Genomic DNA, 6,784 nt, shown 5'->3' on the forward strand with positions numbered 1-6,784 from the left:
TTAAGGGTATCGATTCTACCGAATGTAACCTCAAAGTCAAAGAAATTTAAGCGGGCAGGACAAAAGATTTAGAAGTCATAAAAAGCAATGACGAATATTTTCGAGAGAATGAAGTCGAAAAGTATTATCAGGAAAAGCGAGATCACAACAGTTTTAGTGGTGGCGTTTCCGACCCCGCGTGTTCCCCCCTCAGCCTTCATTCCCACATAGCAGCCCGTGATCGCCACTATGATTCCGAAAAACAGAGTCTTGGAAATACCGGTCATCAGGTCTTCAAGAGAAACCCAGCCTCTTATGCTTTCGATGAAAAGAGTGGGTTTCACGTTAAGTTCCATCTGAGAGATGATCATCGCCCCTCCTATGCCCGCGAGGTTAGATATTACCGCAAGTAGTGGAAAAGATATTATGCATGCCATAAGCCTCGGAGAGACAAGTTTTCTGATCGGATCGGCTCCAAGGGTCTTTATGGCGTCTATCTGCTCCGTTACCTTCATCGAGCTTATCTCGGCCGTGATACCGGAACCAACCCTGCCGCCCACAAGAAGAGAGGTTATTATGGGACCGAGTTCCCTCACGAACGAGAGAGTAACCACGGGACCTACAAGCCCCTTCGCCCCGAACCACGCGAATCCCCACGCCAGCTGCACCACCATCACCATTCCGATCGCCATGGCGGAAACCACTACTATTGAGATGGAGCGATAACCTATATCGTATATCTGGGCCATCAGAAGACCGTAATCATATGGGGGAGTAACAGTAGCTACGATTGAATTCCAGAAGAAAAAACAGACCTCTCCAACACCGAGAACAAAGTTAAGGAAACTGTTGAAAACCTCGGATACAAACCTGCTCATTTAGCCCAGATCTCCTCGAAACCTGAAACGAAATCAATGAACTTCCCAAGATTCGCTTTGAAGTCGGCCGGGCCCGCGGAATAACTGAAGTCATAATCGCACTTGCCAGATTTATGCACTACCGTAGCAAGCATGAAACTCTCATCGTCAAGCGACGCCTCGTATTCCGTGTATAGCCCCGCTGCACCGTCGACTTCGATATCCTTTCGCAGTTTAATCCGCTTCTTGCTCAAGCCAACCACCAAGGAATCTGAAAGCGTCTGAAGATCATAATCCCGGTCCGCGCAGAGCGAACTTACCGTTAACACGAGGTCACTCGCCGGATTGTAAAAAGCTATATCCCCACCTTCTATCGACACTCTTTCCCAGTTCTGCGAAAGAGGTGCGACACGGTACCTGTTTAGCTCCGTGGTGTAGACCCAGTCCTTCATCTTTCCAGACTTCCTGTCATCACCCGAGGCATAGTTCACCAGAAACTTCGTGGCAGAGCACGAACTCATAAGGAAAATCAGCGAAAGCCCCAAGAAAAAAAAGACCTTTTCCCGCATAGTGCAAAAACTCCATCGCCCAGTAAGGACACGTAAGTGCTTAACGTACTTGAATATATACTAAAAACCAAGCATCATAGGACCCAAAAACAAACCGAGGTGCGATATTGAGTTCCGTAACGATCTACACAAGTTTTTATTGCACTTACTGCAGAAGGGCAAAAAGGCTCCTTGACAAAAAACAAGTGGACTACGAAGAGATAAGGCTTGATGAAGACATAGAAAAAAGAAAGGAGCTCGTTGAGAGCCTTAACTGGAGAACCGTACCCATGATCTTCGTAAATGAGCAGTTCATAGGCGGTTACGACGACCTTGCGGCCCTTGAGCGTTCAGGGGAACTTGACCGTATGCTTGCTTCCTAAACACAAGGCGATTCCTGATTACGCCTTCCCGTCGACTGGAAGCCTTTGACACTTCCACAGCCAGCATGTACCATCATATTCAGATTCAGGTTAAGGGAATCGGGTGAAAGTCCCGAACTGTTCCCGCAGCCGTAATAAGGGTTTTTTCCTGCCCATGCGAGGCGCGCTTGCGCTTCGGGTCACTGGCTTTAATACAGCCGGGAAGGCCGCATCCGGAAAAGTTGCTCTGTTTTGATAACAGGCGACCCTTTAAGTCGGAAGACCTGCCTGCGTCAATCTAGTGGTTCTGCCTCGGGAGTTAGGCGTATGGCGATTAAAAACACATTTTTTATTTCCGGCGCATTCGCGCATTTCCTATTTTCCGTCCTATGTGTTCATTCATTTAGCCGCTCTTCCGGGGAAAGCTATCTACCAGCACTTGGAGGAGTCAAGAATGAACAGACTTAAGATATTTTTCGTCTTTATTTTGATTCCAGTTCTGTTTCCGTCCGCGGGTTTTTCGGAGGAGAAAGAAATGGAAAGAATTATTGTGACGGGTACAAAAACTTGGATTGCCGCCGAGCTTCTCGGTTCTTCCGTTACCGTTATAGACAGAGAGGAGATTGAAAGAAGCGGGGAAAAGGACATCGCGGCCATACTTTCGAGAGTCCCTGGGTTCAACGTAGTCAGTTCGGGGGGCCGGGGAGGATTTACTTCCATTTTCGCAAGGGGCGGGCAGTCGGATTACAACCTCGTCATGATCAACGGCGTCCAGATAAACCAAGCCGGCGGTGGATTTGACATCTCCTCTCTTACCACTGAGAACGTAGAGAGAATAGAGATAATAAAAGGCGCGCACTCGTCTCTTTACGGTTCTGACGCGGCGTCTTCCGTTATAAACATAATAACGAAGCGCGGGAGCGGAAAAATGAAAAAAGCAAGCTCCGTGGCCTTGGGATTCCGCGCCGAAGACGCAATGATCTTTGAGCATTCCTCAAGCATCTCGGGCAGTTTCGAGAAGCTGGGCTATTTCATTTCTCACCAGAGAATCATCGATGAGGGAATCCTAGAGATAAACAACGATTACAAAAATAACAACTTCACGGCGAATCTGAGTTTGGAAGCGAACGACGATTTAAATCTCTCATTTTTCTCCATATACAGAGATTCGAAGTTTGAATTCCCGACCGGAGGCGCGGGAGACAGGTTTGACGCGTTCGCTGATCCGGACCAAGGAACTAAGGAAAAATCGCTCGTCACGGGTTCTGACATCATTTTTTCCCCGACCGAATGGTGGGAGAACTCATTTAAGCTCGGCTACGCGAGACTTGATCGGGAAAACTATGACGGGCCCCAGCCCCTTGAATTAGATTCACCCTTCCCTTCGGAGACTCTCGACAAAAGGATATCGCTTGAGTACGGGTCAAGTTTTTTTGTCGACTTCGATCAGGCTTCGAGCATAATCTCGACGGGTTTTGAATACGAGAAAGAAAGTTTCAAGACGGACTCACTGAATGAATCAAGAAAAAACTACGCCTTCTATGCTCAGAACAACTTCGCGCTGCTGAAGAGATTCTTCGTAACAACCGGCGTAAGATATGACGACAACGATTCATTCGGGAGCGAGTGGAGTCCGAGTGTCTTCACTAGGTGGAAAATCAGGGAATCCGGAACCGAGATAAGAGGAGGAATCAGCAGAGGAATCAAGGAAGCCAATTTTTATGAAAACTTCAGTGCGGCTTTCGGAACAATACCCAACCCGGACCTAAAGCCCGAAGAAACACTGACAGCAGAAATAGGCCTCAGGCAGCCGTTGCTTGATAACGCGGTCGAACTTGACTTGAGCTTTTTCCAAAACAAATTCAAAAACATTATCGCTTACAGCTTCACCCCGTTTGAGAATGGAACCAACTACGAAAACATAAGCCGCGCAAAATCAGAGGGAGTCGAAGCCGCAATACGTTTCTACCCTAGCAACAGCTTGACTCTAAGCGCAGCCTACACATACCTTAAAGCCGACGTAACCGATGACGGCGGCCTCGGGTCCCCGTCCTTCTCCGAAGGAGAAAGTCTCATACGGGTCCCCGATCATTCGTTTTCTTTTAACGCAGGATACTCAAAAAATGCCTTTGATCTCAGCCTTTCGGGAAACTATATCGGCAGCAGGGATGATGTGAACTGGAGCGAGTTTCCAAGCACCAGAGTCACAAACGATTCTTTTTTCATCGTTGACGCTGCGGCTTCCTACGAAATCAGCGTGAAAAGATTTGTTGATAAAATCAGGTTGTTTTCAAGAATCAATAACTTGTTCAACGAAAATTATGAAAATGTTTTCGGTTTTTCATCCCCGGGGTTCAGTATGATTTCCGGAGTTTCAGCAGTCCGGTAACGGAGCGGGTTCGAGAAGCTGTCTTGGCGGAGAAAAATCAAGGCTGATCTCAACTGGCCGGGGTGGTGGCTTGAGTTGAGACTGTCAAGAAACCGTGCAGGACGCAAAGTCCACAAGACAGCTTCCCGGATGCGTCCGCATCCACCGTCTTTTTACGTCTTTGCGGGTTAAGGTTTAAATTCGGGAATAACCTCTTTCCCAAAAAGCTCAATCGAGTGCGCTATGACCTCGGCAGGAGCCTGGGGAAACACCATCCTGCACATTATGTTGCGGATTCCTGTTTTCTCCGCGTATTTCTTTACCTCCTGAACGCAGTGCTCAGAGGTGCCGATCATGAAGCGGTCTTCCGCCATGTATTCGAAGAAAGGATCATCAGGGTCAGTTATGTTTTTCCCTCTTATCACTATCTTGACCCCGAGGCTTAGGTAAAACCTGTACATGTTTATCACGTACTCGGTTCCACCTGCCATGGCCTCTTCCGTACTTTCACGCACGTAAGTTTCCCGAAGCAGTATGTGCTCCACTTCGGACGGATCGCGACCGGCTTTCTCAGCCTCATCGTTATACCACCCTAGAGTATCCATTATCATGGGAACCGTCCTGCCGGGACCGATAAGAAGCGGGTACCCGAGGCGCCCGGCCCTCCGCACGGCGGGTTCCTCGAAAGCCCCTATGTATATAGGTATGGGTCTCTGCACGGGCTTGGGAGTAACATCTATGTTTGAGAAGCTGAACCTTTTGCCTTCATAGGAAAAGGGGCCGTCCTCCCAGCATTTCTCGATTATCTCTATGCCTTCTTCAATCCTCGAGGGTCTTTGCGCCACCGGAACTCCGAACCCTTCGAACTCTTCTTTTCTGTATCCTATCGCAACTCCCAGATCGAATCTTCCACCGGAAATGAGATCGACCGTAGCAGCGTCTTCGGCCACCCTCACGGGGTTATGAAGCGTGAGTATCAAGGCTCCGGTACCTATTCTCACCCTCTCAGTCACAGCGGCCATCGCGGCGGCCATCCCAAGGGGTGAAGAGCAGTAACCATCCTCAAGAAAATGATGTTCGGAAAGCCAGACCGAATCGAAATTCACCGCTTCGGCAAGTCTCACGTGCTCTAGGGAATTTCTGTAAAGATCCACATGGCGGTACTCAAGATCCTTGTGGGTCTGCATGCTGAAGAGTCCGACTCCGAATTTCATTTCACACCTCCGGGATATTTACTGGATTATTTGCGTTTAAACTGCAAATTAACCATAATTCTACCGTGATCGCTACCTACTTCCAAAACCATAATCGAGGTGCCATATAATGGGAAAAGAAATAAAATTTGGACTTTCCGCTCCGATGCCGGGAGCTGACGTTGACGGACTCGTAAATTTCTCGATAAAAGCCGACCAGCTTGGATTCGACACTATATGGTACCCCGACCATCTGCTCTTCGTGGCGCCGGGAGCAATTGCTCCCGAGGCGTGGACCGTGGCGGCGGCGGCGGCAATGAAAACGGAAAACATAGCTTTGGGAACGGTTTCTGATCCTCACAGGATGCATCCCGCCGTTTTCGCTCAGAGACTCGCAACCGTTGATCAGCTTTCAAAGGGCAGGGTAGTGCTCTCCCTAGGAGTGGGGGAATCGATGAATCTTGACGCGTTCGGAATCGAGTGGGGAAAACCCCTTTCGAAACTCAGAGAGTCCATAGAAGTCATGGAGCTTCTTTGGGAAACCGACGAACCTGTAGATTTTGACGGAAAGTTCTACAACCTTGAGAACGCATTTTTGCAGATAAAACCCTACGAGAGAAACAAGATACCGTTTTACATGGCCACCCACACGCCCAAGGGGCTTCAGTTGACGGGAGAAAAAGGCGACGGATGGCTGCCGATAGACCTGAATCCCGATCTCTATTCCGGTTACCTCGGGGAGATAAAAGCCGCAGCGAATAACGTGGGAAGATCGCTTGACGACGGTTTTGACCCAGCCCTGTGGGTATTCACCTCTCTTGGAGAAAGCGTTGACGCCGCCTACGAGACTCTCGAACCTTTCAAGTACGTGCTGGTCATGCAGGACCAGTTGCTGAAAGCCGGCTACGACGTCGAGATACCCGAAGAATATCACGGTCTTAACTACTTCAACATAGTGCCGACGGATGAAGAGGGAAGGCAGAGGTTCAGGCAGCTCGGGCAGCTTTTCCCGAGAGAAGCCATACTTGATTTCACCATTACGGGATCGAAAAAAGACTGCATAGAGAAAATCGAGAAGTTCATAGATGCGGGAGTAAGGAATTTCGTGTTGTTCTACAGGTTCAGCCCCGATCCGGACTTGGCGCTTGAAACTTACTCAAAAGAGATAATTCCTTACTTCAAATAAGCTCTCAGCGGGATTGCATTCAATTCTGATTGCCGCAAAAACTCTCCAAGGTAGAAATACGAGATTCGTATTGTGTTCCTTGTCTGATTCCGTAAAAAATCCTCAAAATCATTGAGGTGCTTGAATCTCGTTCTGATGCTATAACTGCAATAATAACGGATTAAATGCGTTAGGAAGGAACAGTTGCTACCCCCCGGATTTCTCTCAATTTATTGACAATTGTCAAAGCTCCTAGTTAGTGTCTGTCAGAAAACCCCTTTCTCCGTCGATTTTCCGACAGAATTCCAGACG

General features: G+C 48.5%; 6 protein-coding genes and 1 riboswitch. Of the genes, 3 read left to right on the plus strand and 3 right to left on the minus strand.

The features are described from left to right. Nucleotides 1-68 precede the first annotated feature (68 nt). Together OXG10_04145 and OXG10_04150 are read right to left on the minus strand one after the other, a co-directional pair. Complete coding sequence (locus OXG10_04145) at nucleotides 69-857, minus strand: ABC transporter permease (protein MCY3826561.1); 789 nt, start codon at nucleotides 855-857, stop codon at nucleotides 69-71. After that, nucleotides 854-1,405 carry a hypothetical protein gene (locus tag OXG10_04150; GenBank protein ID MCY3826562.1) on the minus strand — a complete coding sequence of 184 codons (552 nt, stop codon included), beginning with the start codon at nucleotides 1,403-1,405 and terminating at the stop codon, nucleotides 854-856. The genes OXG10_04145 and OXG10_04150 overlap by 4 nt, the downstream gene beginning before the upstream one ends. A gap of 107 nt (nucleotides 1,406-1,512) precedes the next feature. On the opposite strand from OXG10_04150, the gene grxC reads away from it, so the two are divergent. After that, on the plus strand, nucleotides 1,513-1,767 hold the full coding sequence (gene grxC / locus OXG10_04155) for a glutaredoxin 3 (protein ID MCY3826563.1): 255 nt from the start codon (nucleotides 1,513-1,515) through the stop codon (nucleotides 1,765-1,767). A 48-nt stretch (nucleotides 1,768-1,815) separates the two neighbouring features. Then, a riboswitch (cobalamin riboswitch) is annotated at nucleotides 1,816-2,053 on the plus strand. Between the two features lie 228 nt (nucleotides 2,054-2,281). Further along, the gene (locus tag OXG10_04160; protein ID MCY3826564.1) at nucleotides 2,282-4,135 is read left to right on the plus strand and encodes a TonB-dependent receptor; all 1,854 of its coding nucleotides are present in this window, start codon (nucleotides 2,282-2,284) and stop codon (nucleotides 4,133-4,135) included. Between the two features lie 167 nt (nucleotides 4,136-4,302). Here OXG10_04160 and OXG10_04165 read toward each other — a convergent pair whose 3' ends face one another. Then, nucleotides 4,303-5,328 (minus strand): LLM class flavin-dependent oxidoreductase, encoded by a 1,026-nt coding sequence (locus OXG10_04165; GenBank protein MCY3826565.1) that lies wholly within the window; start codon nucleotides 5,326-5,328, stop codon nucleotides 4,303-4,305. 109 nt (nucleotides 5,329-5,437) lie between these two features. Between OXG10_04165 and OXG10_04170 the strand changes: the two genes are divergently transcribed. After that, nucleotides 5,438-6,493 (plus strand): LLM class flavin-dependent oxidoreductase, encoded by a 1,056-nt coding sequence (locus tag OXG10_04170; protein ID MCY3826566.1) that lies wholly within the window; start codon nucleotides 5,438-5,440, stop codon nucleotides 6,491-6,493. Nucleotides 6,494-6,784 lie beyond the last annotated feature (291 nt).

This window comes from Candidatus Dadabacteria bacterium, assembly GCA_026706695.1.
In the GTDB taxonomy this organism is placed as follows: domain Bacteria; phylum Desulfobacterota_D; class UBA1144; order Nemesobacterales; family Nemesobacteraceae; genus Nemesobacter.

Coding starts and splice junctions, on each gene's coding strand:
- OXG10_04150 (MCY3826562.1), bottom strand. CDS start 1,405: ATGCGGGAAAAGGTCTTTTTTTTCTTGGGGCTTTCGCTGATTTTCCTT.
- OXG10_04170 (MCY3826566.1), top strand. CDS start 5,438: ATGGGAAAAGAAATAAAATTTGGACTTTCCGCTCCGATGCCGGGAGCT.
- OXG10_04160 (MCY3826564.1), top strand. CDS start 2,282: ATGGAAAGAATTATTGTGACGGGTACAAAAACTTGGATTGCCGCCGAG.
- OXG10_04165 (MCY3826565.1), bottom strand. CDS start 5,328: ATGAAATTCGGAGTCGGACTCTTCAGCATGCAGACCCACAAGGATCTT.
- OXG10_04145 (MCY3826561.1), bottom strand. CDS start 857: ATGAGCAGGTTTGTATCCGAGGTTTTCAACAGTTTCCTTAACTTTGTT.